Below are 961 nucleotides of genomic sequence, written 5' to 3' on the forward strand. Positions count from 1 at the left end.
TTGCCATCGGTTACTCATGGCGCAGACGCGCAGGGTCAAGACGCGTTGGGCGCCGTTTTTGCCCCAGCGTTGGCCCGCCCGCTTCATGCGGCGTTGCATCACCGTGCGGTGGGCGGCCTCAATGGCACCCGAGCCAATCAACAAGCCGCGTTTGCGGTAGGCTTTGTAATCCATCCGGTCGCGGTTGGCTTCGAGGTAAGCACAGACCGATTCGCACAGGGCCGGGGCGATGGCGAGCTGCTTTAGATGGGCTAAGACATGGTCTAATTTACTGTCCAGCAGTAGCTTGCGTTGTTCTTTAAACCAGCCGGAAGCCGCTTTTCCGCTCCCCCAACACGCCTTGCCGGCCTGGCCAATGTGTTCCATGGCATGGTAGAAGTCCAAAATCAGCGTGGCCCGGGGACAGGTTTTTTCGATGAACTGGCGCAGCCAAATGGCCCCGTCGCTGATAAAAACCAGGTCGCGCCCCTGGTCTTTGTAGGGGGCGAGTTGCGCCGCAAATTTGTCCCCAAACGCGGCTGCCGTCCCCAGATGGCCCACAAAAATCGACGCGGCAATGTGCCCGCCGCGCTCCTCGACCACGCTCGTTTGCAAGGCCGTCGCGGCAAAAATGCGGCCCAACTTGGCTTCCTTGTACCCCTCGTCGGTGAGCAGCATCGCCCCGTCGGCCTGCGCATAGACGATGCCCGCTGGGGCGGCTTCACAGGCCGGGCAAGCCGGAACCTGGTCCAGGTCATTGGCGATGGCCTTCCCGTAAAAGCGCGTGAGCCGGTCAATCTGACTGGCCCCTACGGGCACCCCCAGCATGGTTTCGGTCAAGGCGGCAGCCTGTTGGTAGACCTCGAATTGCCCTAAAAAAACCAGCTTCTCCTGGAGGTAGGGGCTGATGCCAAACCCGTTTGGGTGCACGCTAAAGGCCTCACTATTAGCTACTTGGATTTGGCCAAAGCGCGTCATCATC

1 protein-coding gene is annotated in these 961 nt (G+C 60.5%); it reads right to left on the bottom strand.

Going from position 1 to position 961, the window contains the following annotated elements; genetic code table 11:
• On the bottom strand, positions 1 to 961 hold a 961-nt coding region (locus tag GM79_RS25650), incomplete at both ends, for an ISLre2 family transposase (protein WP_081867932.1).

Origin of the sequence: Hymenobacter sp. IS2118, from assembly GCF_000715495.1 — a bacterium.
Taxonomy (GTDB): domain Bacteria; phylum Bacteroidota; class Bacteroidia; order Cytophagales; family Hymenobacteraceae; genus Hymenobacter.